This window comes from Tsukamurella serpentis, assembly GCF_054780975.1.
The window spans coordinates 439,890-464,379 of the sequence record NZ_BAAGVH010000003.1; the positions used below are offsets into that span (position 1 = coordinate 439,890).

A 24,490-nucleotide genomic window follows, 5' to 3' on the forward strand; every position below is an offset into this window, starting at 1 on the left:
CCGGGTCAGTAGGGGTGCGCTCCCTAGCGGGAGTGGCCGCGCTCCCTAGCGGGAGATGCCGCGCTCCCGCTAGGGAACAACGTGATCAGAGCAGGCGGCCGACCACGGGCAGACGCTTGAGCAGGTCGGCGATTCCCGAATCCTGCTGCTTGTCCGCATCCTTCTTCGGAGCGGACTTCTTGCCCGGCTTCTGCTCGGCGTTCTTCGCGGCGTCGGCCTTGACCGATGCCAGCGACTTCTGCGGACCCTTCGGAGTCTTCTTCGGCTCGGACTTCGGAGCCGACTGGCTGATCGAGGCGGGAGTCCGGCTCTGGGCGGCGGTGTCCTTCTGGGTGGAGATCGGGGTGATCTTCGCCTCGGACGCCTTCACCGGGGTCTTCTTCGGCGCGGCCTTCGCGGGGGCCTTGGCGGGGGCCTTGGCCGGGGCCTTTGCGGCGGACTTCGCCGGGGCCTTTGCGGCAGTCTTGGCCGGGGACTTCTTCGCCGGGGTGGCCTTGGCCGGCGCCGACTGCGCGGCGGTCTTCGCCGGGGCTTCCTTGGCGGGGGTGCTCTTAGCCGGGGCGGCCTTGGCTGCGGTCTTGGCCGGAGCCTTCGTGGCGACTGCCTTCTTCACCGGCGAGGCCTTGGTGGCTGTCGATTTCGCGGGAGCCTTCGCCGGTGCAGCCGCCTTCGTCGCCGCCGATTTCGCGGGCGTCTTCTTCGCCGGAGCCTTCGCTGGAGCGGCCTTGGCGGCCGACTTCGCCGGAGCGGCCTTGACGGCCGACTTGCCCGGAGTCTTCTTGGCCGGAGTCTTCTTCGCGGCCGGCGCCTTTCCCGGAGCTGAATCCGCAGTTGCACCCGCAGTGGCAGCCGGAGCGGAGGCTGTTGCGGCCGGAGTCACCGCCGCTGCAGCCGCACCGGTCGAGCCACCGTCGAGCCCGACCACCGACCAGGCGTCCTCCCAGGGCGCCACCGCATCGGCGGTCACGGCCAGGTTGGTGTTCGCGGTGAGCGTCTTGCCGGGGTTGCGGCCCTCGTAGCCGGCGGCCAGCTTCGCCACGTGCTCGGCGTACTCCGCGGCCGAGGCCAGGGCGATCGGAGCACCGTCGGACAGGTCGACCAGAGCCCATGCGGTCACCGGCGACTTCACGGTGGCCTCCCCCTTGCGGGCCTGCCAGGTATCACCGGTGGTGGCCTTGACCCGCAACGTTTCCGTGCGATCGGCTGCGGTCACAGTCACGAGCGTGGTGCCGCCCTTGGTGATCACCTCTGCCTTGCCCCCGCGGGCCGAAACGGCAGAGACGAACAGGTCGACAGCGCGCTGGGCAGCAGTCTGAGCCATGGTCTCTCCTGGAGTTGTGCTCGCGGCGAACAGGCCAGTACGCCGCTCGTGGCCCTTATTAACCCACGAGTAGGTTGGCGACCCCAAGCCGAAATCAAGCTCACAGGCGTAATGTGATCTGGTCGTCGGTCACACTCGTCAGGCCAGAAGTGCCGCTATCAGCATGATCGCCGGAATCGACGCGACCGTTGTGATAAGGCCGGTGTCCCGTGCCAGGATCACCCCGCGGTTGTATCGCAAGCCGTAGACCAGCACGTTCTGTGCTGTCGGCAGTGCGGCTGTCACCGTCTGTGCGAACAGTGCGTGTCCGGACTGACCGAACACGAACCGGGCCATCGCCCAGGCCAGTACCGGCATGGCCACCATTTTCAGCACCGTCGCCAGCGCGATGTCGCGTCGCGGCGCCTGGCCCTTCTGCATCACCCGGACCCCGCCCAGTGACAGTCCGAAGACCAGCAGCGCCATCGGTACCGAGGCGTCGCCCAGCAGTTTCACCGGACTCATCAGCCAGCCGGGCGGCGACCACCGACTCAGTGAGATGGCCAATCCGATCAGCGCACCGGCCACGATGGGGTTCAGCAGCGGAGTGGCCACCGTGCGCAGGAGGCTGCGCCGCGGGCCGGGCCGATCGCGGCTCTCGGCGATGTCGAGCATGGTCAGTGCGATGGTCGAGAAGACGAGGATCTGGAACAACAGCAGCGGCGCCACGTAGGAGGTGTCGTGCAGCACGAAGACCGCGATCGGGATGCCCAGGTTCGAGGAGTTCACATAGCTCGACGACAGTGCGCCGACGGTGGCGTCGCCCATGGTCCGGCGCCAGAGCACCCGCACGATCAGGTAGTACACCGCGGCTATCGCCAGCGCGGAACCGGCGCTGACCGCCAATCGGGAACTGAACAGCACGGAGACATCGGTGGTGGCCAGTGCGTGCAGCAGCAGCGCGGGGGTGAGGAGGTAGAACACCAGCAGGGAGAGTTGTTTCTCGGGTTCCTCACCGAGTACTCCGAGCCGGCCCAGGGCCCACCCGGCCGCGATGATGATCGCGATCACGGCGAAGCCGGCCAACACGGAGGTCACGTGCCAGAAGGTTACGCGATCGAAGTACTGCCGATCGGTCACCGTCGGAAACCGGGCTTCAGCTGCCTCGCAACGGAAACATCCGTTCCGTAGCAGCTGAAGCCCGGTTTCTGCGCCTAGGTCACCGAGGAGTAGGGCAACAGCGCCATTTCGCGGGCGTTCTTGACCGCGCGCGCCAGTCTGCGCTGGTCCTGTGGCGAGAGCCGGGTGACACCGCGGCCGCGCAGTTTGCCCTTCGCGTTGAGGAAAGTGCGCAGGTAGGTGACGTTCTTGTAGTCCAGAGCGCCCTCCGGCACGCGGACGGTGGTCGCCTTGGCGGGCGGAATGAGGACGGGTTTGCGGGACATCTGTGCCTCCTACCAGCTGGATTTGCGGACGCCGGGGAGCCGGCCTTCATGGGCCAGTGCTCGCACTCGGACCCGGGACAGGCCGAATTTGCGCAGGTGTCCGCGGGGCCGGCCGTCGGCGGCGTCGCGGTTGCGGACGCGCGTGGCTGAGCTGTCGCGTGGCAGCTTCGCCAGCGCGCTCACGGCGGCGGCCCGGGCACCGGGCTCGGTGGACGGGTGCGCGATGAGTCTCTTGAGCTCGGCGCGGCGCTCGGCGTACCGGGCCACCAGCACTTTGCGTCGTTCGTTGGCGGCGATCTTCGCGGTGGTGGCCATCAGCGCTCCTCCCGGAAGTCGACGTGCGCACGGGCGACGGGGTCGTACTTGCGCAGCACCATCCGGTCGGGGTCGTTGCGACGGTTCTTACGGGTCACGTACGTGTAGCCGGTTCCGGCGGTGGACTTGAGTTTGATGATCGGGCGGATCTCGTTGCGGGCCATCTAGACCTTCTCCCCTCGGCGCAGCATCTCGGCCACCACCGCGTCGATGCCGCGGCGGTCGATGGTCTTGATGCCCTTGGTGCTGACCCGCAGCACGACGGTGCGGCCCAGGCTGGGCACGTAGTAGCGGCGGCGCTGGATGTTCGGATCCCAGCGGCGACTGGTGCGCACGTGGCTGTGCGAGACCCGCTTGCCGAAGCCGGGCGCGCGGCCGGTGACCTGGCAGTGTGCGGACATGGCTCTCCTTGGACTGATCCGCGGCAGGCCGCGGTATTGCGAACGATTGTCAATAAGGTAACGTACTAGAAATGGAAACCATTGCCAACAGGACGCCGGTTCTGCTCCTGACCGGTTTCGGAGAACAGGAACGCGCCCTCGAACTGGCGCAGCCCGGCACCGTCGTGGTGCACCACGATCTGTCCGGACTGCGCGAGGGGATGGTGGTGCGCTCGGAGTCCACCGTCCGGCCCGACGGGACCGCGGAGGAACGGGTCGCGCTGCTCGAACTCGCGCACGGCTGCGTGTCCTGCACGCTGCGCGAGGACCTGCTGCCGCTGCTGCGGTCCCTGCACCGCCGCGCCGGGGTGCGGCGGATCGTGATCCGCCTCGACCCGGTCCTGGAGGCCGACGCCATGCGCCATGCGATCGAGCACGTCGTGGTGGAGATGATCGGCGAGGTGCCCGGCCCCGCGGCCCGTGATGTGCAGGTCACCGGCGTGATCGGCTTCATCGACGGCGCTACCTGGCTCGGTGACGCACTCGGCGAGCAGGACCTCGGTGAGCGGTTCGCGGTCCCCGACGACGACGAGCGCACCGTCGCCCAGCTCGCAGTCGGGCACGCCCAGGGCGCCGACCTGCTCGTGGTGACCGGCGACAGTCCCGACCCGGCGCGCCTGCACGCGGTCCTGACCCGCCTGTGCCCGGGCGCCCCGATCGTCCGCGAGGGCACGCCGCTGCCGGATCTGCTGCCGCGGCTCAGCGGCCGCCCGCGCCCTCCGCTCGACCCGTTCGGGCCGCTGCTGCCGGGCTGCCCGCCGCTCGAGCCCGACGGTGACGTGCGCGTCATCGAGTTCAGCGCCCGCCGCCCGCTGCACCCCGGCCGGTTCCACGAGGCGATCGACGTGCTGCTCGACGGGGTGGTGCACGCCCGCGGGCGGATCTGGCTGGCCACCCGTCCCGATGAGGCCTTCTGGCTCGAATCGGCCGGCGCCGGGCTGCGGGTGGGTGCCGCCGGCCGCTGGCTCGCCGCCGGTGGCGACGGTGATCCCGAGCGCTGGGCGATGGCTGCGGCCGGCTGGGACGAGACCCACGGCGACCGGCGGACCGACCTGGTGGTGCTCACCGCCGGGGCGGAGTACGAGCGGATCGTCGAGACCCTGCGCTGGGCCGAGCTGACCCCCGCCGAACACGTCGCCGGACCACAGCACTGGGCCGGTTGGCACGACCCGTTCGGCGAGATGCACGAGGACCCGTGCACCGAGACGGCCGCCACCGTGGAGGCCGCGATCGATATCGATGAGGAGATGTCATGAAACAGGGGATCCACCCGCAGTACCACCCGGTCGCCGTCCAGGACTCGTCCACGGGGAAGGTCTTCCTGACCCGCAGTACGGCGACCTCCGAGCGCACCGTCGACCTCGACGGAGTGACGTATCCGCTGATCGTGGTGGATGTGACCAGTGACTCGCATCCGCTGTGGACCGGCAAGCAACGGGTGGTCGACACCGCCGGCCGGGTGCAGCGGTTCCAGGAGAAGTACGCGCGTTTTGGCGGTCGGGCCGCTGCACGGTAGACTTCAGTGCTTGTGACGTTGGAAGCCTCATCGGCTCGCGTCGGAAGCTTTTCTCGTCAAGACCGATAGGAAGAATCATGGCTGTACCGAAGCGCCGTATGTCGCGGGCGAACACGCATGCTCGCCGCTCGCAGTGGAAGGCGAACAACCCTGAGCTGCAGGCCGTGCAGGTCGGCGGTCGCACCCACCTGGTTCCGCGTCGCCTGGTGCGCGCCGCGAAGCTGGGTCTGGTCGATCTCGACCGCCGCTAAGTAGATCTTCTCCGCGAGAGCGGGCCGGCTGGTGCCGGCCCGCTCTCGTGGCGTATCCGGACAGGCCGGCCGGTGACACCCGGCCGCGGGTCCGGGGAGGGAGTCGTCGGTGCTGCTGGCGGTGCTGAACTACGCGGGTATCGCGGTCTTCGCGGCCTCCGGTGCGCTGATCGGCGTCCGGAAGCGGATCGACCTGTTCGGGATCTGGACACTCGCGGCACTCACCGGGGTGGGCGGCGGCGTGGCTCGTGACGTCCTGCTCGGCATCGGGCCCCCGGCGTCCTTCCAGGGCTGGGAGAACCTCACCGTGGCCACCGGCGCCGCGGCCTTCGTCTTCGTCTTCCATCCGCAGTTCTCCCGTCTCAAGGCATCGGTGGTGGTGCTCGACGCGGTCGGCATGGGTGTCTTCTCGGCGACCGGCGCGCTGATCGCACTGCAGCACGACGCCTCCCCGTTCGCCGCGGTCCTGATCGGCATCACCACCGCGCTCGGCGGCGGCGTGCTGCGCGACATCCTGGTCAACGAGGTGCCGCTGCTGATCCAGGAGCGCGATCTGTACGCGGTGCCCGCGCTCACCGGTGCCGTGGCCACCGTCGTCACCGCGAGTCAGGGCGGCACCGAGACCACGGCGCTCGCGGTGGGTGCGGTCACCGCCACCGGATTGCGCCTGGTGGCGCTGTGGCAGGGCTGGCGGGTGCCGATCGCGCCGGAGGACGTAGCCGGACGGTGCCTGCGCGCCGGGCGCGGAGCCTGGGCGCGGCTGCGCCGCCGCTGACCATCCGCCCGGTGACCGGGCCGGGGAGCGGGCGGGCCGGGGAGCGGGGCGGTCAGGCGGAACTGCGGACGGCGGACCGTTTCGCCACGTACATCTCGGCATCGGCGCTGGCCAGCAGGCCGTCCAGGGCGCTGGCACCGTCGGAGATGCCGCGCGCGATACCCACGCTGGCGCGGATCGAGACACCGTCGAAGCTCTGCCGGATGCGGTTGCCGAGGTCGGGGAGCTGTCCGACGACCACCGCGAACTCGTCACCGCCGAGCCGGGCCACCAGGGCGTCGGCGCCGGCCGCGGCCTGCAGTCCGCGCGCCACCCGGCGCAGTACGTCGTCGCCGGCGGCGTGGCCGTGGGTGTCGTTGAGTTTCTTGAAACCGTCCAGATCGACCACGGCGACCGTCATCGCGCCGGACCAGCCGGTGCAGGCGTGCCCGAGACCGCGGCGGTTCAGCAGGCCGGTGAGCTCGTCGAGCCGGGCCATCTTCTCGGCGCGGTCGGCCGACATGCCGAAGCGCCGCATCCCCAGGTCGATCACCAGCGCTGCGGCGGCGTTGAGCATCATCACCGTGAGCGCTCCGATGGACAGGACAGTGACCGTGGAATCGCCGCGCAGCATCGCCATCGTGACCACCACGCCCAGGGCGAGCAGTCCGACCGCGTTCTGCGCGGCCATCGCGAACCGCCCGTGGAAGGCGTAGGCGTAGCAACTCACCGCGACCAGCCAGGTGAGTTTGAGGAAGCCGACCTCGGTGCCGGTCACCACGAACACGCCGATCATGATGACCAGGTCGCCGTAGATGAGGAAGGTGACCGATTCCGCGTACCGCAGGCCGCGGTTGAGGTACAGCCGGGCGCCCCAGCCGAGCGCGGGCAGCACCAGGACCATGCACAGCCAGGGGACGACCGAGTAGCCGCCGAGTGCCAGCATCATCGCCGTGAACGCGATTCCGGTGATCCCGGCGGCGGAGAGCAGGACGCCCTCGCGGTACAGACCCACCCGTTTCAGGGTGGCGCTCTGTTCGGCGTGAACCCGGCGCCCGTCGGCCCACAGGGCGCGGATGTGGTCACCAGACATGCCCATACGCTAGCCGAACGCACCGGGTTCGGCGTAGTCGCGGGACCGTGGCGGTCAGTAGTCTGGGTCCATGCGAATTCTGGTGGTCGACGATGACCGGGCGGTACGCGAGTCCCTGCGGCGCTCCTTGAGCTTCAACGGCTATCAGGTGGACACCGCCGTGGACGGGCAGGACGCGCTCGATCACATCGCCGGGAACCGCCCCGATGCGCTGGTGCTGGACCTGAACATGCCCCGTCTGGACGGGCTGGAGGTGTGCCGCCGGCTGCGCAGCGCCGGTGACGATCTGCCAATCCTGGTGCTCACCGCGCGAGACGGTGTCAGCGACCGGGTCTCGGGACTCGACGCCGGCGCCGACGACTACCTGCCCAAGCCGTTCGCCCTCGAGGAGTTGCTGGCCCGGATGCGGGCGCTGCTGCGGCGGGCCGCGCCGGACGCGGGCACCGAGAACGAGGTGCTGCGGTTCGAGGACCTGAGCCTGGACCCGGCCACCCGTGAGGTCAGTCGCGGGGGTCGCGCGATCAGCCTCACCCGCACCGAGTTCAGTCTGCTGGAGATGCTGATGAGCAATCCGCGCCGGGTGCTCACCCGCAGCCGCATCCTGGAGGAGGTGTGGGGTTACGACTTCCCGACCTCGGGCAATGCGCTGGAGGTGTACGTCGGCTACCTGCGCCGCAAGACCGAGGCCGAGGGTGAGAGCCGGCTGATCCACACCGTGCGGGGCGTGGGCTACGTCCTGCGCGAGACTCCGCCGTGACGGGGGCGCCGTCGACGGGGCGGCACGCCCTGCCCGGGCGCCGGTCCAGGCGGGGCGACAAGCCGCCGATGCGGGATCCGAACCCGATCACCCGCAACGTGAGTTTCCGCTGGCGGGTCACGTTGCTCGCCGCGGTGGTCGTGGGTATCACCGTGGCGCTGATGGCGGCGTCGGCGTTCTTCGTGGTCAAGCGGGCGATGTACGCCGATGTCGACAACCGGCTGCATCAGCAGGTGGATTCGGTGGCGCCGGCGATGAGCTCGCCGGTCACCCAGTTCACCACCGTGATGATGATGCTGATGTTCCGCCCGGACATGTCCGTCAACCGCACCATGGTGATCTATCCGGACGGCACGCCGTACCACTCGGGTCCGTCCGGGCAGGTCCCGATCGGCGCGCCGGAGCGAGAGGTGATCGCCGGGAAGCTGGCGCAGTCCCTGCGCTCGGAGGGCGACACCCGGGTGATGGCCCGGCGCTTGGACAACGGTGTGACCATCCTCGTGGCCGAGGACCTGACGCCCACCAAGAACCTGCTCAGTGAACTGGCGGTGGTGCTGATCGTGGTCGGCGCGTGCGGGGTGGTGCTGGCGGCGATCGCGGGTACCGCGGTCGCGCGGGGCGGTCTGCGGCCGGTGCAGCGGCTCACCGAGGCCGCCGAGCGAGTGGCCCGGACCGACGATCTGGCGCCCATTCCGGTGGTGGGCCGCGATGAGCTGGCCCGGCTGACGGCCAGTTTCAACACCATGCTGCACGCCCTGGCGGAGTCGCGGGACCGGCAGGCGCGGCTGGTGGCCGACGCCGGGCATGAGCTGCGGACCCCGCTGACCAGTCTGCGCACCAATGTCGAGCTGCTGATCGCGACCAACCGGCCGGGTGCCCCGCCGATCGCGCAGGAGGACCTGCAGGAACTCTCCGACGATGTGATCGCGCAGGTGGAGGAGCTGACCACGCTGGTGGGGGACCTGGTGGACCTGGCCCGTGAGGACGCCCCGGAGGCGGTGAACGAGGAGGTCGATCTGGAGGAGGTGCTGCAGAAGGCGGTCGAGCGAGTGGAGCGGCGTCGCCCGACGGTGCGCTTCGAGGTCACCTCCGCACCCTGGTTCGTCTACGGCGATCACGGCGGCCTGGGCCGCGCGGTGATCAACGTGCTCGACAACGCGGCCAAGTTCTCCCCGGACGGTTCGACGGTGCGCGTCGAGCTCGCGGACTCCGGCGTGAACACCGCGGCGCTGACGGTGGCCGACAGCGGCCCCGGCATCCCCGAGGAGGATCGCGAGTTGGTCTTCGAGCGGTTCTACCGGTCGATGGCGAGCCGGTCGATGCCCGGCTCGGGGCTGGGGTTGGCGATCGTCAAGCAGGTGGTGGAGCGGCACGGCGGCACGGTCACCGTCGGGACCGCGGAAACCGGTGGCGCGCTGGTGCGTCTGCAGATCCCGGGTAGTCCGCTGGCCGGTGGCCGGGCGCCGCAGGTGGTTCAGCGCGAACCGCGACTGCGGCTGCTGCGGGGGAAGTGACACCGCGCTCACAGCGACCTCACAGCCATCGGTTGCAAGGTTGGTGCCAGGAACAGAAGGAGGCGTGTCCATGACCGAGGGCCCGCATGATCGGAACCAGCAGTCGCAGCAACCGCAGCAGCCGGGGACGTTCGGGACGCCGGGGGAGTACCGGCCGACCCAGCAGTACTCGAACCCGTACCCCGGCTACCCGGCCCCGGGAACCCCGGGATCGGGAGCGCAGGGTTACCCGCCGATGGGGGTGCAGACCGTGCCCGCGGCGGCGCCCGCTCCGCGCCGCCCGGGAACGGGTGCGCTGCTCACGCTCGGCGTGGCGATCGCGCTGATCGCCTCCCTGCTCTCGATGACCGGTGCCTACCTGATCTGGGGCGGTTCGGGCTCGTCGTCGACGATCACCGTCTCCGGTGGCGACGCCCCGCCCGCGCCGAAGGGTTCGGTGCAGGAGGTCGCGCAGAAGGTGCTCCCGGCCGTGGTGTCGATCGACAACCAGGCTGGCACCGCCGAGTCCTCCGGCTCGGGCGTGGTGATCACCGGTGACGGCAAGATCGTCACCAACAATCACGTGATCGCCGGGAACGGCTCGCTGACCGTCTCGTTCGCCGATGGCAGTGTCAGCCGGGCCGCGGTGATCGGGGCCGATCCGGTGACCGACCTGGCGGTTCTGCAGACCGATAAGCGTGATCTGCAGCCGCTGGTGTTCGCCGACAGCGCCAAGCTCGCCGTGGGGCAGGAGGTGGTGGCCGTGGGCGCGCCGCTGGGCCTGGCGGGCACGGTGACCAGCGGTATCGTCTCGGCGCTGAACCGTCCGGTGGCCACCAGCGGTAAGGACTCCGATCAGGCCACGGTGATCAACTCGGTGCAGACCGATGCCGCGATCAACCCGGGCAACTCCGGTGGTGCGCTGGTGGACATGACGGGCCGGTTGATCGGTATCAACTCCTCGATCGCCACCCTGGGCAGCTCCCGGATCACCGGGCAGCAGGGCGGCAGCATCGGTCTGGGCTTCGCGATCCCGGCGAATCAGGTGCAGCGGATCAGTAAGGAGCTGATGGACTCGGGGAAGGCCACGCACGCGGCGGTCGGCGTCACCGTCGATCCGCGGCAGACCTCGGTGACCCGGCCGGGTGCCCTGGTCGCGGACGTCTCGCCGACGGGCGCCTTCGCCCGGGCCGGTATTCCGAAGTCGGCACTGGTGACCAAGGTCGACGAGGTGCGGATCACCGACGGCTACGGATTGATCGGGGCTGTGCGCGCGTATCCGCCGGGGGCTACCGTGACCATTACGTATCTCGAGTCGGCGAGCAGCACGACTCCGGTGACCAAGCAGGTCACCCTCGACAGGTTGGATCGGTGACGCAAGGAGATGGGCATGACCACGGATCTCAATGACGGTAGGGGAGCGGCGCAGCCGTCGTGGCTGCGGGACGACGCCCTCGACGTGCCGCAGTTCGACGAGGCGGCCGACGGCGCGGGTGCCACCGGCCGGGCGCTGGTGATCGTGGTCGACGACCACCTCCAGCCCGGTGCCGCGGGTTCGGGCAAGTCGGTGGGCTCGCTGGTGACGGAGCTGCTGGAGGAGGCCGAGTTCGAGGTGGACGCCGTGGTGGTGGTCCCCGCGGAGGAGGTCGACGTGCGCAATGCGCTCAACACTGCGGTGATCGGCGGCGTCGATCTGGCCGTCACCATCGGCGGTGTGGGTGTGGGCGCACGGGATGTGACCCCGGAGGCCACGGAGGAGATCCTGGACAAGAAGCTGCCCGGGATCTGTGAGGCGCTGCGGGCCTCGGGTTTGGCGGCCGGTGCCCCGGATGCGGGCCTGTCCCGGGGCCTGGCGGGCGTCTCGGGCAGCACGGTGGTGGTGAACCTGGCGAGTTCGCGGGCCGCGATCCGGGACGGTATGGCGACGTTGACGCCGCTGGCCGGACACGTGATCCGACACATCGCGGGTGGGGATGACCAGGCGCGATGAGTCCGAGCCGGGCAGGGTGCCCGGCCGCAGGTACAGCGCGAGTGACATCGCGCGGATCTTCGGTGACGTCCTGCCCTCGCAGACCAAGGACGATCTGCCCGACGGTGCCGCTTCCGGTGCGGAGGCGGCACCGTCCGCATCTGCGGATTCTGATGCTATCGCACAGCGAACGGAACGCTGGTACCGCGAAAACCGGCCGCCGCATCACGGTGGCTGAGAATGCGCGCAAGGGCTGAAAAGCCCAGATTACGGACATCGCCGCAGGTCGTGTGACCAAGGACACACACCGCCTGGATGACGGGGAGGTTAAGAGGTTGGGTTGCCTGAGTGAATTCTCAGGGGGAGATAACCCCAACCTCTGTCCAGGTCAGGGCGGTTTGGGCACTGTGGGTGACCTAATAACCGCTGGATGCGCGCGATTATCTCGGTTGCGCATCGAGAATATGGCGTTCCGCAACGTGGAATTAACAATCATTGAATCCGTTGCGCCCCTGAGAATCCTGAGGATATGCTCCGCGTGAACCGAAGGCCCGCGAAGGCCTGCGGGGAACCGATAGTGATTCCGGGCGCCACGCCCGGGATTCGGCGAGTGGCTGGGTGAGCCGCGATCACGCCGACCGCCCCCACCGGGGCGGCACACGATGATTCCTGGTGAGGGGAACGAATGAGCAAGATGAGTAAGGTCGCAGCGCGCACTGGCGTCGTCGCGGTCGCGGTGGCGGCAGCCGCTTCGATCGCTGCAGGCTCCGCCAACGCCGGCCCGCTGCCGAGTGGTGAGAAGATCGTCCCCGCTCCCGCGGGCTGGTCCGTGAAGCTGAAGTCGACGGGTAACTCCTTCGCCATTCAGGGGTCGCTGGCCACCGCGCAGTCGCGGAGCGCCTGGTACACCTCCAACGGCTCGGTCGAGGTCAAGGCTCCGGCGGACGCCAAGGACATCAAGGGCAAGCTGGGCGTCGGCGTGATCGTCGGTTGCCAGTTCCCCGGCCAGATCGGCGGCGAGATCGGCGTGACCGGTCCCGGTGCGTCGCTCGGCACCTCAGGTCCTAAGGCAACGTTGGGTGGAGCCACGGGTGGCATCTCGGTGCCGCTGACCCCGGGCGCCACCTCCAGCGTCTCCGGCTACGGCCGCCAGGATCAGCTGGGCTCCACCGACTCGATCAGCTTCTCCAAGTCCGGCACGTACAACGTGGCCATCAAGGACCAGAACATCGATATCAAGTTCTGCTCCGGTTACGCGCAGGCCCGCGTGGTGACCTGGGTGGAGATCAAGGGCAGCAACCGTGTGCAGGGCTTCCTGTACGGTGCCCCGTTCTCGCTGGGCTGATTCCGGCTTCCGACTGACCTGACTCTCTTGCCCGCCCTGCGGGGCGGCGAAACCTGAAGGAACTTCATGAAGAAGATCGCGATCCGCGGCGCCGCTGTGGCCGCCGCGGCCGGTGTTGCGCTCGGCGCCCTCTCCACGGGAGCGGCCAACGCCGATACGTTCATCCCGCTGCCCACCGACAGCACCACCAACAAGGTCGGTGACGCCACCGTGACCGTCACCGTGAGCAACCAGTCCGCGAAGCTCTCGCCGGGCATGGTGGCGCTGCCCACCACCCGCAACGCGTGGGTCTCCGGTGTGGTCACCGCCAAGATCGCCGGCGGCAAGCCGGACGGTGGCTCCATCTCGGCCGGCTACGCCGTGGGCTGCCAGATCGACGTGGGCTCGGCCGGTGTGAAGGCCGGTGTCGAGGCCAAGTCGGGTGCGTCGGTGACCTTCAACGGCCCGACCATCGAGCCGTCGGTGGAGGGCACCACCGGCGCCTCGATCAAGCTGGCGGCGGGCAGTGTGGGCACCCAGATGCTCACCTACGACCGCGCCACCTGGCCGGCCGCCGGTGACGAGGTCGCCCCCGACTGGGCCGATCCGTCCACCAGCTTCAAGTTCAAGGGCGCCTCGGGCTCGCTGGCCTACACCGAGCAGACCATCGGTGTGGACGGCTGCGCCGGTTACGCGCAGGCCCGCTTCTTCGCCAAGGTGAAGACGAAGGTCGGCAACACCCAGGGCACCACCATCCTGTGGAGCAAGCCCTTCACCCTGGGCTGATCCGGATGCCTCGCGAAGGCGGTGCCCGGCTTTCGGGCACCGCCTTCGGCGTCTTGATCGATTGGTACGAACGTACAACTGGACCCGGCGCCGGCCAGTTGTGAGCTAGATCAGGGCGCCACCTCCGAATGGCTCTACGAAAGCTGAAGAAATGAAGAACAAGGCCCTCTCGTTCACCGCGCTCGCCGCAACGGTGGCCATCGTCGCCGCTCCGGTCTCCGGTGCGGTCGCCGCCACCACCAACCCCGTCACCCCGGCGGTTGTCGTCCCGGGCGCCACCGCCGCCCCGGCCGAGGTCGTCAAGAACATCGCCCCCGCCACCGGCCCGGCCGCCGCACTCGGCGCCTTCACCGTGGTCACCGATGAGGTCATCGGCGCCGCCAAGTCCGCCACCGGCGTGGTCGAGCTGGCCGCTGTGCCGCAGCCGGTCACCGACATCCTCAACGCCGCGGGGCTGCCCGTGCAGGCCGTCTACCGGGTGCTGCAGACCGCCCAGGGCGTCTACACCATCTGGTACAAGATGCTCACCTCGGTGCCGCAGGCCATCTTCAAGGGCGAGTTCGGTTCCGTTCCCACCCTGTTCCAGAAGGCCATCGGCGACTCGCTGACCTGGATCACCACCGGCGCCGGCCCGAAGGCCCCCGCCGCCCCCAAGGCCGCGGCCGTCGATGCCGCCGCCGCGCCCACGGCCGTTGCTCCGGTGAACCCGTTCACCGCCGCGCTCGACGTGATCGGTATCCCGGTGGCCAGTGCCTATGCGGCCGGCCAGGTGGGCCTGACGATCTACAAGACCTTCTACGGGCTGCTCACCTCGGTGCCGCAGGCGCTGTTCAAGGGCCAGTTCGGCGACGCCGCCAACCTGGTGGTCGACGCCTTCACCAGCTCCGCCAAGGCGATCATCGAGTACCCGGGCAAGCAGCTCGCGGATGCCACCAAGAAGATCACCACCCTGATCACCTCGCTGACCCCGGCCACCGTCGCCCCCACGGTGACGGCGACCTCGCTCACCTCCGCCTCCGAGAACACCCTGCTGAGCGCGCGCACCCTCGGTGCCGACACCGTCTCGGACGTCACCGCCAAGCCGGGCGCCGAGAAGAAGTCGGTCCTCGACTCCGTCGATTCCGCCGATTCCGCGCCGGTGCTGGGCAAGAAGGACGAGAAGAAGGACGAGAAGAAGGTCGTCACGAGCAGCGTCCCGGCCACCGTTGAGCCGTCGGAGACCGCGAAGCCGGGCGCCCCGAAGACGGATGCCCCGAAGACGGACTCGCCTGAGGCCGCGCCCACCTCCGGCGCCTCCGAGGCGAAGCCGGGCAAGGTCGACAAGACCGAGACTCCGAAGACCGAGAAGGCCGAGACCCCGAAGGTCGAGAAGACCGAGACCGCGAAGGTCGAGAAGACCGAGACCGCGAAGGCCGAGAAGGCCGACAAGGCCGACAAGGCCGGCACCTCGTCCTCGACCGGCTCCACGTCGGGCGCCTCCGAGGAGTAGTTCCCCCCGGATCTCCATTCGGAGATATCTCACTGCGCAGCGCGCGTTCCCATTGCGGGAACGCGCGCTGTGCCGTTTCCCGCATCATTGATTGCCCATATGTGAATATGTAACCCGTTGTGCAGCAATGCGATTCGAGAACCTTGTGCAATCGCGGATTGGATGCATTGTGCATTCAATAGCGGTTCTTCAACTGTTTGTTTCTGTGGGCGTCAGGCCGTACGATCTCTTTCATTCAATGGCATTGCCAAGAGATCGCAAAGCTGCTAAGGTTTGCCTGCCCTTATGTGTTCGCGCCTGTGGTCAGACCATGACCGGAGCCGCACCGAAGGGTCTCGGATGCACAGGCTCCGAGTCGAACAGGTGAGGTGGAAACTTGGCAACAGGATGGAAGATCGGTGCCGCAGTGGCGGCCGCAGCGGCGATCGCAGCGGTCTCGGCACCGTCGGCGAGCGCAGGACCCCTGCCCTCCGGTGAGAAGATCGTTCCCGCTCCCGCGGGCTGGTCGGTGAAGTTGAAGTCGACGGGGAACTCCTACGCGATCCAGGGATCGCTGGCTACTCCGCAGTCGCGCAGCACGTGGTTCACCACCACCGGCTCGGTGGAGGTCAAGGCTCCGGCCGATGCCAAGGACATCGACGGCAAGCTGGGCGTGGGCCTGGTGGTCGGGTGCCAGTTCCCCGGCCAGATCGGCGGCGAGGTCGGCGTGACCGGACCGGGTGCCGGACTCGACAGCAAGGGCCCGTCGCTCTCCGTCGGCGGTGTGAAGGCGGGGATCGGTATCCCGCTGACCCCGGGCGCCACCTCCAGCGTCTCCGGCTACGGTCGCGCGGACGCGCTCGGTGCGATGGATTCGATCAAGTTCAAGAAGGCCGGCACGTACAACGTGGCCATCAAGGACCAGAACATCGATATCAAGCACTGCTCCGGTTACGCGCAGGCCCGCGTGGTGACCTGGGTGGAGATCAAGGGCGGCAACCGGATTCAGGGCTTCCTGTACGGCGCCCCGTTCTCGCTCGGCTGATCAGTCCGATTCCCCTGACCGCCCGTGAGGGCGGCCGATCCTTGAAGGACCTCCCATGAAGAAGATCGCGATCCGCGGCGCCGCCGCGGCCGCTGTGGCCGGCCTGGCCGTGAGTGCATTCACCGCAACGGCCGGCGCCGATACGTTCATTCCGCTGCCCAACGACAGCACCACCGCCAAGATCGGCGACGGTACCGTGACCGTCACCATCACCAACCAGTCCGCGAAGCTCTCGCCGGGCATGGTGGCGCTGCCCACCACCCGTAACGCGTGGGTCTCCGGTGTGGTCACCGCGAAGATCAAGGCCCCCAAGGCCGACGGTGGCTCCATCTCCGCCGGGTACGCCGTGGGCTGCCAGATCGACGTGGGCTCGGCCGGCGTCACCGCCGGTGTGGCCGGCGAGACCGGCGGTAGCGTCGACTTCAACGGCCCGAAGTTCGAGCCGTCGGTCAAGACCACCACCGGAGCCTCCATCAAGCTGGCCGCGGGCAGCGTGGGCACCCAGATGCTCACCTACGACCGCGCCACCTGGCCCAAGCCGGGCACCGAGGTCACGCCGAGCTTCGCCTCGCCCAGCTCGAGCTTCTCCTTCAAGGGATCGAGCGGCTCGCTGAGCTTCACCGAGCAGACCATCGGCGTGGACGGTTGTGCCGGCTACGCGCAGGCCCGCTTCTTCGCCAAGGTTCGCGCGAAGGTGGGTAACACCCAGGGCGCCACGATCCTGTGGAGCAAGCCCTTCACTCTCGGCTGATCAGTACCCCCAACGCGAAGGCGGCGCCCGGCGGGTGCCGCCTTCGTGCTTTCCGATCGCCGGAAATCTCCAAGGAGTAGACCGTTTTGAACCCGAAGACATCCATTGCGGCGGCCATCACCGCCGTCGCGGTGGCCCTGACCCCGCTCGCCGGCGTGAACGCCGGTATCGGCTCGGCGGCGATCGCCGCACCGGAGACCGCGCGCGAGATCCGCGCGACGGCAACCGGACTCGCGCCCATCCCCGGCGTGGTCATTCCCCGTCCGTGGGTATCGGCGAACTCGCTGATCGTCTTCGACGCCCTGCGTGATGTGGGCGTCACCGAGGCTCCGATCAGTGATTCCACGCGAGTGGGTATCAGCGTGCGCGAGGTGCTCCGCACCGTCTTCGCCGGTGTCGACGAGGACGTGCTGTTCTCCAGCTGGCCGAAGGATCTCCCGACGCTGCCGGCGTTGATCTCGACCGGCCACTACGGCACCGCCACGCTGATGATCGGCGCGGCGGCGGACCAGATCCGTCGGCTGACCCAGCCGGTGCAGGGGCCCACGGTGAAGGCGGCCTTCGCGTCTTTGCCGACGGCGTCCGAGGTTCTGCTCACCCGCGCCGGCCAGGTGTTCATCGCCGGCCTGAACCTGATCGGGCTGCCCTGGCAGGTGGTCACCGCGGCGGGCGGCGCAGGGGCGCGGATCCTGGCATCGCTGCCGGAGGTCTTCGCCGCCGAGTCCGCGGCCGCGCGCTGGGACGTTTTCAACGCCAAGGTGAACCAGGTGGGCGACGAACTGCGCACCACGATCGATCGGAGCGTGGCCGATTCGATCGGAGCCCTGCGGAACTCGGTGAATGCGCCGGACCCGTCGACCTTCGGTCGCGTGTCGCCCGTGCGTTCTGCGGCTGAGCCGTCTGCGCTGCCTGCGCTTGCTTCGGTGGCTGAGCTGCCCGCGCTGCCGCTGCCGCAGCCGCGTAGTGCCCGCGCTGCCGATACGGCCGGCACTGCTGATACCGGGTCCGCCGCTCCTGTCACCGGCGCTGCTGTCACCGGCGCTGTGGTCGCCGGTGGCGCTGCTGGGTCCGGTGGCGCAGCAGCACCGGGTGCTGCTGCTGGCGGTGGCGTTGTCGAGACGTCCGCGAGCTCGCCGGTTGTCGCCGCGAGCACCGCGGGTGAGGTGGTGGAAGCCGATTCGTCTGCCGGTCCGGCAGGCGCGAACGCTTCCGCCTCGGGCGGGAGTGAGGAGGTGTCCGGTGGATCCGGTGCACCTGCGTCCGACTCGGTCACCACGGCTCCGGCCGCCGAGTAAGACCCCTCGCACCTGTTCGGAGCACACATCGGCGCGGTGCACGTCCTCTCACCGGGAGGTGCGCCGCGCCGATGGAGTTACAGCTTGCGCCCTCGTGTGAACGCACGGTTAACCCGCGGGGCGGAAATGAACACGTGGTGGTACTTTGCTTTCTCAACCGAGACGACGAGGGTCGTGCGGTTGGCGAAAGGAATCTGCCTATGTCGAGAAGAACGCTCTGCGCTGCAGCAACGGCGACCGTGGTCACCGTCGGACTGCTGGTACCGGCCTCCGCTGGTGCCGACACCGTGATCCCGCTGCGGGACTCGGTCAAGAGTGTGAAGGCCGGTTCCGGCTCCATCACCGTCTCGGTGAAGGGGCATTCGGCGAAGCTCTCACCCGGGATGGTGGCGCTGCCCACCACCCGCAACGCGTGGGTGTCCGGCACGATCAGCGTCAAGGTCGACGGTGCCGAGGCCGACGGCGGTTCCATCGAGGCCGGGTACGCCGTGGGCTGCCAGATCGACGTGGGGGATGCCAGCCTCGATCTGGGCGCGGGAGTGGACTCCGGGGTGACGGTCGGTGCCGGTGGCGGTGTGGCTCCGTCGGTGACCGGAACGACCGGTGGCTCCCTGAAGTTGGCGGCCGGGTCGATCGGTACCCAGTCGCTGACGTACGACCGCGCCACCTGGCCCAAGCCCGGCGATGAGGTGACCCCGGATTGGGCGTCCCCGTCCACCAGCTTCGACTTCACCGGATCGGGCGGCGGTTTCAGCTACGCCGATCAGACCATCGGTGTGGACGGCTGCGCCGGCTACGCGCAGGCCCGGCTGTACGTGATCGCCGCGGCGCAGGTGGGCAACACCAAGGGGCGGGTGCTGCTCTGGGGTGATCCGTTCACCCTGGGCTGACCGGACGAGAAAGCCGGCCTCCCCGTGCGGGGAGGCCGGCTTCCTCTGTGGTGGTGTTGCGGTAGTCGGAGACTACGGATGGTGCGGTAGTCGGTGGCTACTGCTGCTGCGTGGGGAACTGCCCGGTCGGGGGCAGGGCGGCGTGCGCTCCACCGCGCGACGGGCCGGCCTGAGCGGCCAGCAGGTCGCGGATCTCGACGAGCACGTCCACCTCGTCCTCCGAGGCCAGATCCTCGGGTGCGAAACGCTCCTTCATGCGGGTGTACGGCATGATCAGCAGGAAGTACACGACTGCGGCGACCAGCACGAAGTTGATCGCAGCGGTGAGCACGGCGCCCAGGTCGACGATGGTCTTGTCATTGCCGTCGACGATCTGCCAGGCCAGGCCCTGCACGTCCTTGCCGCCGCCGATGGAGGCGATGAGCGGCTGAACCACGTGCTCGGTGAACGCGGTGACGATGGCGGTGAAGGCGGCGCCGATGACAACGGCGACGGCCAGGTCGAGAACGTTCCCCTTGAGGAGGAAGTCTTTGAAGCCCTTCAACATGTGTGGTCCTTCGGTCGCGTGTAACTAGAGTTACGGATGGGACATACCTCGCGATTATGCTAACTGGTATGCACCGCTTCCGTGTAGTGGACGTGGGCGTTTCGACCGTTGTGTTCCTACTCGTGTCCGGTCTTGCAGCCGGGTGGTACGGGCTCGAACGCGCTGTTCCCACGCCTGTCACCGATGTCTCCGGTTCGACGATCAGCGTGGGCCCCGGCGCGCGCGAGGTCGAATTCCGGGCGCCGCAGGGCTGGAGCCGGGTACCGACCGGCCGCGCCGAAGCCGTGCGCCTGGTACATCCGACCGGCAGCACCCTGCTGGTACAGCTGACCATCGGCCTGACCGATTTCGACACCGCAGCGCCGCGCCGCCTGCGGGAACTGTCCGCCGGTGGAGTGCACGCGAGCTTCACCGGTGACCTGCGGGCCGCCTCCTTCTCCGGCCGCGCCTGCACCGCCACCGCTCCCGGCCGCAGCGGGGAGTGCGCGGTGCTCGGCCGCGACGACCTGCTGGTCACCGTCCTCACCCTGCGCCGGCCCGACGGTGCCGTCCCCGACCTCGGGGTTCTGGCCGACTCCCTGCGGGAGGCGTGATGCGCGCCTGGTCCCGCACCGTCAGCTTCTGGATCCTGCTACTCGGCTTCCTCCTCGGTGGTTTCGTGCTGGTCCGCGATCTGGCGCCCCGGATCGGTGAGACCGCGGTCGCCGTCGCGGCCGCGCTGCCGATCATCGTGATAGCCGCGCTGCTGGTCGCGGCCCTGATCTGGCTGCTCGACCGATCACACGCACAGATCCGCTCGGCGTGGGTGCTGGCCTTCGGGTGGGGCGCGATCGGTGCCTGCGGGCTGGCGCTGGAGATCAACGGCTTCGCGCTCGACGCCCTGGGCGACACCCTCAACGATCCGACGGCCACGCTCTGGGGACCGGCCATGGCGGGGCCGCTCAACGAGGAGACGATCAAGGGTGCCGGGGTGGCGCTGCTGCTGGTGCTCTACCGCGACCGCCTGCGGCGGCCGATGCAGATCTTCGCCGTGGGCGCCTTCGCCGGGCTCGGATTCCAGGTGGTGGAGAACATCTCCTACGCCACGACCTTCGCCCTGCGTGATGCCCAATCGGACGTGCAGGGCGCGCTGATGGTCACCGCGATGCGCGCGCTGTTCGGCTTCCAATCGCACTGGGTGTACACCGGTTTCTTCGCTCTGGGACTGGCACTGCTGCGGTACCGGGCCGGCCTCGCCCCGGTGCCCCTGCTGCTGTCGTACCTGCTGCACTTCTGGTGGAACAGCCCGAGCGGTGAGCAGCCCGCGCTGATCCTGGTGCTGGTGCTGGCCAAGTGCACGGTGGTGGTTCTGGTACTCGGCCTGGCCTGGCTGTGGATGCTGCGTGAGCAGCGACGATGGCTGTACTACGCGATCAGCACCCCGGTGGCCGCCACGCTCGCCCCACCCGGTGAGCTGGCGACGCTGCCCACCCGTGCACAGCGCGTGGGCAGCCAGGCGTACATGCGCCACTACTACGGCCCCGCGTACGCGGAGGTGACGAAACAGCGCCAACGCTGGCTGCTGCGGGAACTGACCTACCGGGTGCGCTGAGCTCATCGGAAGACCACCGAGACCGGGGAACTGAGCGCCGCGGCCGCCACCGCGTGCGCCTCGGCCTCCGACATCGCCAGCATCACCGTCCGCGCCTGCTGCCGGGCCGCGGGCGCCGCCGCGGCCACCGCCACCGTCGCCGCACGGGCCAGCACCGCGGGGCCACCGTCGTCCCGGTCGCCGGGGCGGGGTTTGCGCTGCGCGACCACGTCCACCACGTCACCGGCGCGCAGCAGATCCATGGTCGCGGCGTCCTGCAGGGCCACCGGTACCAGCCGCGATCCCGGTCTGATCCGGTCCGCGGTGCGATCGGTGAGCACCCGCCCGGAAGTGAGGATCTCACCTGCACCCACCGGGCCGGTCACACTGCGGCCCACTGCCGCATCGGCGCCGGTCAGCGCCTCGCGCGGTGCCAGCTCCGCGGGCACCGTGCGCAGCGCGACATCGTCGTCGGTGAGTTTGCCGCCGGGGCCGAGCTCCCGGGCGGCCACCAGCACCTGCACCTGCGGACCGCTCGGGCGGCTGGTGACGGCGACGATCAGCGCGAGCACGGCCAGTGCGGCGGCGGCCGCCCGGCGCGCGGTCAGTGTGCGCGCCCACCCCGGCCGCAGCGCGGCGCGGATCCGTTCGATGCCCGTCGGCTGCAACGACTCCATGCCCGCACGCTACGACCGCCCACCGACAGGAACCGCCCGGCAGTGCCCGAGAACGGCGGTCAGAAGAGCAGCCTGTGGATAACCCGGTTCCTGTGGAGGAACCGGGTCGATCAGGCCTGCGGATCCTTGTAGTAGACGATCTGGTGGGAGGTCGCCAACAGGGTGCCGTTCCGGCCCCAGAGCTGCGCGTACTGGTCGAAATGGCCGTGTCCGAACCGGGCCCCGCGGGCGGTGCCGAGCAGGTGGTCGTCGGACTGTTGTGCGATCTCGTCCGGGCTGGCGTGGAAGTACGTGGTGAGGGAGATCGTCCCGGCCGGGAGGTACGCGCCCCGGCGCAGGAAGACCCGGGGGAAGAAGGCGTCCGCCACGCTCGCCAGGGCCGGGTAGTCCAGCGGGCGCGGCGGCTGATCGCGCACCCATAGCGTGCTCAGTGAGGATTCCTGCTCACCGTCGACGACCGGGCTGCCGGCGGCGAACCGGAACTCGTACTGCTTGGCCCACTCGATGAACTCCGGGAACGGCACCGCGGGATGCTCGTGCGGCGCCCCTGCCTGCGGGAACGGTGATTCGGTATGGCCCCAGGTCTCGCGGCGTGTGCCGAACACCGCGGTACCGGAGGCGACGGCACCGTCGCCCTGGTCGATCAGGAAGGTGAAGTGCTGATTGGTGCGGTTGGTGCGCAGCACGGTGACTGCGATGTCCCACGCGCCCTCGCGGATCGGGGCGGCGTAGTTCAGGGTCAGGCTCAGAGGGTGGCCCTGCGCCTGCGGATGCGCCTGCAGTGCGGCGACCACGGTGCCGGCGGTGATCCCCCCGAACGGTCCCACCATGTTGTTGTAGGCCGGGTGGGTGTGCGCGCGGAAGCCGCCGTCGATCGGCTCGACGGCGGTGGCCTCGTCGAAGACGTGAGTCATCGGCTAGGAACTGGTGGCCTTCTCGACCTTGGTCGCGGTATCCGACGAGGCCGGGGACTTCGCCGTGGTGTCGGACTTCGCGCTGGTGTCGGCCTTGCTGCGGGAATCGGTGCGGTAGAAACCGCTTCCCTTGAAGACCACGCCCACGGAGTTGAACAGCTTGCGCAGCGGTCCGCCGCACTCGGGGCACACGGTGAGGGGTTCGTCGGAGAACGACTGCGCGATGTCGAAGGCGTTGCCGCACTCCTTGCACGCGTATGAGTAGGTAGGCACCTGGCGATTCTACCTGGCACTCTGGTGATTCGAGTGCCAGGGCCGCGAGCCGATACGATGGGGCAATGACGGTCTCTGAGCGCACGCCGTCGCCTGCCCGCCGAATCGTCGACGCGGCCCGCGAGGTGATCGCCGAGAACGGTATCCCCGGGGTCAGCATGGACCAGGTCGCGAAGCAGGCGCGCGTGTCCCGCAGCACGCTGTATCGGATCTTCCCCAATCGTGATCAGTTGATCGCGCGGGTGGTCGCGATCGAGATCCGCACCCTGCGCCGCAAGCTGGACAAGGTCATTGTCGGGTACACGCCGCGGCAGACGCTGGTCGAGGTGTTCGTGCTCAGTGTGGAGCAGGCGGCGGCGAACCTGGCCGTGTCCAAGGTGCTCGCCGCCGAGCCGGAGTACTTCCTGCGCATCCCGCGCGGCGTGTGGGACCTGCTGATCCAGGGCATCGTGATCCGGCTGCGCAATTCCGGCGCCGAGCAGGATTACGCGGATCTGTGCTCGGTCACCGACCTGATGCTGCGGATCACCGGCTCGCTGCTGTCCAATCCGCCCACCGGCCTGGACATCGAGGATTCCGCCGCACTGCGCGCCTACGGCGAGAAGTACATCTCCCGCCTGCTCGTGTAGCTGTGAAATCAGCTGATTTCTTCGCTACGAGGCCAGATCCGGCTTCGTAGCCCAAGAATCCGCCGGTTTCACAGGCCGCACTCGCCCGGTGTGCCGATCGGAGCGCACGATCTCCAGGATCTCGGCGAAGATCGCATCCCAATCGGCCATGATCTCGCTGTAGTCGAAGCGCATCACCCGGTAGTCGCCGCGGACAGCGGCCCGGTCCCGTCGGTTGTCGGTGATCCGCTGCCGGTTGTTGTGGTGGCCGGCGCTGTCGCACTCGATGATCAGCTTGTCGCCCACCAGCAGGTCGACTCGGCCCACGCCGGGGATCACCACCTGGCTGCGGACCTTGATCCGGGCGCACTGCAGCCGGAACCGGGTGATCGACTCCGTCCCCGAACCCGACTGCGGATCGAGGTGGTCCAGCAGCCGGGTGACCCGGGCCGGCCCGGTGAACAGTTCCCGCAGCGCCCCGAGCGTGTACACCCGCAACCGCAGGGTGGAATCGAGGACCGCGACCAACTCGTCGGCGGCCAAGCAGTTCGCGGTGCACAGCAGTGCCTGCGGCAGCGGGTCGATCGCCCGCGTGGGGACCGGCAGCCCCCGCGCCCGGCAACCCACCGGGGGCTGAGCCCGCCGCATGTGCGTCCGGGTTCTCGGCGGGGTCCACAGTCCGTAGTGGGCCAGCGCGTCGACGCAGGTGATGACGGCGCCGCTGCGCACGGCCGCCACCACGGCCGGATCCGCACCGGGGAGGCGGTACCAACCGCGGCGGATGTTCCTCAGGTGGCCCTTGCTGCGCAGGCGCTCGATCTCCACCGGGTCCGCGCCGTGGGCCAGAGCCGCACGCCGCGAAACCACGCCACCATCGGCCGCTGCGATCCGTTCGAGCAGATCACGGGTATCCATACCGGCATCCTCACCCGTGGGGCCGCACGGCAGGACCGTTGCCGCGGTCACCTGTGGAGAGAAGAAGTTTCGTACGCGAAGTTGTGGACAGCGC

At 69.1% G+C, this 24,490-nt stretch carries 31 protein-coding genes; 19 read left to right on the forward strand and 12 right to left on the reverse strand.

All coding sequences use genetic code 11. The annotated features are described in order from the left end of the window. Positions 1 to 85: 85 nt before the first annotated feature. The 6 genes from ACYVHG_RS10335 to rpmB all read right to left on the reverse strand — a co-directional run bounded on the left by ACYVHG_RS10335 (position 86) and on the right by rpmB (position 3,461). A complete protein-coding gene (locus tag ACYVHG_RS10335; protein WP_461167350.1) occupies positions 86 to 1,321 on the reverse strand; it encodes a hypothetical protein in 1,236 nt (411 codons plus the stop codon). Between the two features lie 138 nt (positions 1,322 to 1,459). Further along, positions 1,460 to 2,398 (reverse strand): AEC family transporter, encoded by a 939-nt coding sequence (locus ACYVHG_RS10340; protein ID WP_461167351.1) that lies wholly within the window; start codon positions 2,396 to 2,398, stop codon positions 1,460 to 1,462. Between the two features lie 116 nt (positions 2,399 to 2,514). Next, positions 2,515 to 2,745 carry a 30S ribosomal protein S18 gene (rpsR, locus tag ACYVHG_RS10345; RefSeq protein WP_461167352.1) on the reverse strand — a complete coding sequence of 77 codons (231 nt, stop codon included), beginning with the start codon at positions 2,743 to 2,745 and terminating at the stop codon, positions 2,515 to 2,517. A 9-nt stretch (positions 2,746 to 2,754) separates the two neighbouring features. Next, a complete protein-coding gene (rpsN, locus tag ACYVHG_RS10350) occupies positions 2,755 to 3,060 on the reverse strand; it encodes a 30S ribosomal protein S14 (RefSeq protein ID WP_461167353.1) in 306 nt (101 codons plus the stop codon). After that, positions 3,060 to 3,224: a 50S ribosomal protein L33 gene (gene rpmG / locus ACYVHG_RS10355; protein ID WP_461167354.1), complete on the reverse strand. Its 165-nt coding sequence runs from the start codon at positions 3,222 to 3,224 to the stop codon at positions 3,060 to 3,062. The genes rpsN and rpmG overlap by 1 nt, the downstream gene beginning before the upstream one ends. Beyond that, complete coding sequence (gene rpmB, locus ACYVHG_RS10360; protein WP_461167355.1) at positions 3,225 to 3,461, reverse strand: 50S ribosomal protein L28; 237 nt, start codon at positions 3,459 to 3,461, stop codon at positions 3,225 to 3,227. A gap of 71 nt (positions 3,462 to 3,532) precedes the next feature. Between rpmB and mrf the strand changes: the two genes are divergently transcribed. The 4 genes from mrf (at position 3,533) to ACYVHG_RS10380 (ending at position 6,042) form a co-directional block, all read left to right on the forward strand. Further along, entirely contained in the window at positions 3,533 to 4,756 is a 1,224-nt protein-coding gene (gene mrf, locus ACYVHG_RS10365) for a ribosome hibernation factor-recruiting GTPase MRF (protein WP_461167356.1), read from the forward strand. Then, positions 4,753 to 5,016, forward strand: coding sequence for a type B 50S ribosomal protein L31 (locus ACYVHG_RS10370; protein WP_461167357.1), 264 nt, complete (start codon positions 4,753 to 4,755; stop codon positions 5,014 to 5,016). The genes mrf and ACYVHG_RS10370 overlap by 4 nt, the downstream gene beginning before the upstream one ends. A 77-nt stretch (positions 5,017 to 5,093) precedes the next feature. Continuing rightward, the gene (gene rpmF / locus ACYVHG_RS10375) at positions 5,094 to 5,267 is read left to right on the forward strand and encodes a 50S ribosomal protein L32 (protein WP_013127873.1); all 174 of its coding nucleotides are present in this window, start codon (positions 5,094 to 5,096) and stop codon (positions 5,265 to 5,267) included. 109 nt (positions 5,268 to 5,376) lie between these two features. Next, positions 5,377 to 6,042, forward strand: a complete 666-nt coding sequence (locus ACYVHG_RS10380) for a trimeric intracellular cation channel family protein (protein WP_461167358.1) — start codon at positions 5,377 to 5,379, stop codon at positions 6,040 to 6,042. 52 nt (positions 6,043 to 6,094) lie between these two features. Here the strand turns inward: ACYVHG_RS10380 and ACYVHG_RS10385 are convergent, their stop codons facing one another. Further along, complete coding sequence (locus ACYVHG_RS10385) at positions 6,095 to 7,114, reverse strand: GGDEF domain-containing protein (protein WP_461167359.1); 1,020 nt, start codon at positions 7,112 to 7,114, stop codon at positions 6,095 to 6,097. Between the two features lie 70 nt (positions 7,115 to 7,184). On the opposite strand from ACYVHG_RS10385, the gene ACYVHG_RS10390 reads away from it, so the two are divergent. From ACYVHG_RS10390 to ACYVHG_RS10445, 12 genes are all read left to right on the forward strand, one after another. Further along, positions 7,185 to 7,871: a response regulator transcription factor gene (locus ACYVHG_RS10390; RefSeq protein ID WP_461167360.1), complete on the forward strand. Its 687-nt coding sequence runs from the start codon at positions 7,185 to 7,187 to the stop codon at positions 7,869 to 7,871. 68 nt (positions 7,872 to 7,939) lie between these two features. Next, the gene (locus tag ACYVHG_RS10395) at positions 7,940 to 9,385 is read left to right on the forward strand and encodes a HAMP domain-containing sensor histidine kinase (protein ID WP_461167361.1); all 1,446 of its coding nucleotides are present in this window, start codon (positions 7,940 to 7,942) and stop codon (positions 9,383 to 9,385) included. 70 nt (positions 9,386 to 9,455) lie between these two features. Next, complete coding sequence (locus ACYVHG_RS10400) at positions 9,456 to 10,739, forward strand: S1C family serine protease (protein WP_461167362.1); 1,284 nt, start codon at positions 9,456 to 9,458, stop codon at positions 10,737 to 10,739. A 15-nt stretch (positions 10,740 to 10,754) separates the two neighbouring features. Beyond that, entirely contained in the window at positions 10,755 to 11,354 is a 600-nt protein-coding gene (locus tag ACYVHG_RS10405) for a MogA/MoaB family molybdenum cofactor biosynthesis protein (RefSeq protein WP_461167363.1), read from the forward strand. After that, positions 11,338 to 11,571 (forward strand): hypothetical protein, encoded by a 234-nt coding sequence (locus ACYVHG_RS10410; protein WP_461167364.1) that lies wholly within the window; start codon positions 11,338 to 11,340, stop codon positions 11,569 to 11,571. The genes ACYVHG_RS10405 and ACYVHG_RS10410 overlap by 17 nt, the downstream gene beginning before the upstream one ends. A gap of 447 nt (positions 11,572 to 12,018) precedes the next feature. Next, positions 12,019 to 12,678, forward strand: a complete 660-nt coding sequence (locus ACYVHG_RS10415; RefSeq protein ID WP_461167365.1) for an MspA family porin — start codon at positions 12,019 to 12,021, stop codon at positions 12,676 to 12,678. Between the two features lie 66 nt (positions 12,679 to 12,744). Beyond that, positions 12,745 to 13,443, forward strand: coding sequence for an MspA family porin (locus tag ACYVHG_RS10420; protein WP_461167366.1), 699 nt, complete (start codon positions 12,745 to 12,747; stop codon positions 13,441 to 13,443). A 151-nt stretch (positions 13,444 to 13,594) separates the two neighbouring features. Beyond that, entirely contained in the window at positions 13,595 to 14,932 is a 1,338-nt protein-coding gene (locus ACYVHG_RS10425) for a hypothetical protein (RefSeq protein ID WP_461167367.1), read from the forward strand. Between the two features lie 376 nt (positions 14,933 to 15,308). After that, positions 15,309 to 15,956 (forward strand): MspA family porin, encoded by a 648-nt coding sequence (locus ACYVHG_RS10430; protein ID WP_461167368.1) that lies wholly within the window; start codon positions 15,309 to 15,311, stop codon positions 15,954 to 15,956. A 55-nt stretch (positions 15,957 to 16,011) separates the two neighbouring features. Beyond that, entirely contained in the window at positions 16,012 to 16,707 is a 696-nt protein-coding gene (locus tag ACYVHG_RS10435) for an MspA family porin (RefSeq protein WP_461167369.1), read from the forward strand. A gap of 86 nt (positions 16,708 to 16,793) precedes the next feature. Further along, the gene (locus tag ACYVHG_RS10440) at positions 16,794 to 18,002 is read left to right on the forward strand and encodes a hypothetical protein (protein WP_461167370.1); all 1,209 of its coding nucleotides are present in this window, start codon (positions 16,794 to 16,796) and stop codon (positions 18,000 to 18,002) included. Positions 18,003 to 18,202: 200 nt separating this feature from the next. Next, positions 18,203 to 18,892 (forward strand): MspA family porin, encoded by a 690-nt coding sequence (locus ACYVHG_RS10445; protein ID WP_461167371.1) that lies wholly within the window; start codon positions 18,203 to 18,205, stop codon positions 18,890 to 18,892. A gap of 97 nt (positions 18,893 to 18,989) precedes the next feature. Here ACYVHG_RS10445 and mscL read toward each other — a convergent pair whose 3' ends face one another. Beyond that, complete coding sequence (mscL, locus tag ACYVHG_RS10450) at positions 18,990 to 19,439, reverse strand: large-conductance mechanosensitive channel protein MscL (protein WP_461167372.1); 450 nt, start codon at positions 19,437 to 19,439, stop codon at positions 18,990 to 18,992. Between the two features lie 68 nt (positions 19,440 to 19,507). Between mscL and ACYVHG_RS10455 the strand changes: the two genes are divergently transcribed. Further along, positions 19,508 to 20,032 (forward strand): hypothetical protein, encoded by a 525-nt coding sequence (locus ACYVHG_RS10455; RefSeq protein ID WP_461167373.1) that lies wholly within the window; start codon positions 19,508 to 19,510, stop codon positions 20,030 to 20,032. Continuing rightward, on the forward strand, positions 20,032 to 21,030 hold the full coding sequence (locus tag ACYVHG_RS10460; protein WP_461167374.1) for a PrsW family intramembrane metalloprotease: 999 nt from the start codon (positions 20,032 to 20,034) through the stop codon (positions 21,028 to 21,030). Before ACYVHG_RS10455 ends, ACYVHG_RS10460 begins: the two co-directional genes overlap by 1 nt. 2 nt (positions 21,031 to 21,032) lie before the next feature. Here ACYVHG_RS10460 and ACYVHG_RS10465 read toward each other — a convergent pair whose 3' ends face one another. The 3 genes from ACYVHG_RS10465 to ACYVHG_RS10475 all read right to left on the reverse strand — a co-directional run bounded on the left by ACYVHG_RS10465 (position 21,033) and on the right by ACYVHG_RS10475 (position 22,873). After that, positions 21,033 to 21,686 (reverse strand): SAF domain-containing protein, encoded by a 654-nt coding sequence (locus tag ACYVHG_RS10465; RefSeq protein ID WP_461167375.1) that lies wholly within the window; start codon positions 21,684 to 21,686, stop codon positions 21,033 to 21,035. Positions 21,687 to 21,796: 110 nt separating this feature from the next. Then, positions 21,797 to 22,600, reverse strand: a complete 804-nt coding sequence (locus tag ACYVHG_RS10470) for an acyl-CoA thioesterase (protein WP_461167376.1) — start codon at positions 22,598 to 22,600, stop codon at positions 21,797 to 21,799. Between the two features lie 3 nt (positions 22,601 to 22,603). After that, positions 22,604 to 22,873: an FmdB family zinc ribbon protein gene (locus ACYVHG_RS10475; protein WP_461167377.1), complete on the reverse strand. Its 270-nt coding sequence runs from the start codon at positions 22,871 to 22,873 to the stop codon at positions 22,604 to 22,606. Between the two features lie 65 nt (positions 22,874 to 22,938). On the opposite strand from ACYVHG_RS10475, the gene ACYVHG_RS10480 reads away from it, so the two are divergent. Then, positions 22,939 to 23,502 (forward strand): TetR/AcrR family transcriptional regulator, encoded by a 564-nt coding sequence (locus tag ACYVHG_RS10480; protein WP_461167378.1) that lies wholly within the window; start codon positions 22,939 to 22,941, stop codon positions 23,500 to 23,502. Positions 23,503 to 23,526: 24 nt separating this feature from the next. Here ACYVHG_RS10480 and ACYVHG_RS10485 read toward each other — a convergent pair whose 3' ends face one another. Continuing rightward, entirely contained in the window at positions 23,527 to 24,396 is an 870-nt protein-coding gene (locus ACYVHG_RS10485) for an endonuclease domain-containing protein (RefSeq protein WP_461167379.1), read from the reverse strand. Positions 24,397 to 24,490: the final 94 nt, after the last annotated feature.